Genomic DNA, 598 nt, shown 5'->3' with positions numbered 1-598 from the left:
TCATTATTAAACGTTGCGGTTTCATAACATTCTGTCGTTGGCTCGGTTACTTGATCTCCTGTTACCTCCCAACTACAAGTAGAGTCATTAAACGTTGCCGTTTCATAACATTCTGTGGTTGGTTCTGCTTCTTGTGTTCCTGTTACCTCCCAAATACACGTATCATTATTAAACGTTGCGGTTTCATAACATTCTGTGATTGGTTCTGCTGATTGTTCTCCTGTTACCTCCCAAGTACAACTTTCTGTATTAAACGTCGCTGTTTCCCAACATTCTGTCGCTGGTGCTGCTGATTGTTCTCCTGTTACATCCCAAATACACGTATCATTATTAAACGTCGCCGTTTCATAACATTCTGTCGCTGGCTCGGTTGCTTGATCTCCTGTTACCTCCCAAGTACAACTTTCTGTATTAAACGTCGCTGTTTCCCAACATTCTGTCGCTGGTGCTGCTGCTTGTGTTCCTGTTACATCCCAAATACACGTATCATTATTAAACGTTGCGGTTTCATAACATTCTGTGATTGGTTCTGCTGATTGTTCTCCTGTTACCTCCCAAGTACAACTTTCTGTATTAAACGTCGCTGTTTCCCAACATT

At 41.8% G+C, this 598-nt stretch carries 1 protein-coding gene; it reads right to left on the bottom strand.

The features are described 5' to 3' along the window. A partial coding sequence (locus tag ES677_RS15445; RefSeq protein ID WP_170235083.1) for a hypothetical protein occupies positions 1–598 on the bottom strand: 598 nt, incomplete at both ends.

It is taken from the genome of Bizionia gelidisalsuginis (assembly GCF_008086185.1).
Lineage (GTDB): Bacteria > Bacteroidota > Bacteroidia > Flavobacteriales > Flavobacteriaceae > Bizionia > Bizionia saleffrena.
This window is presented reverse-complemented; position numbering and strand designations above follow the sequence as displayed.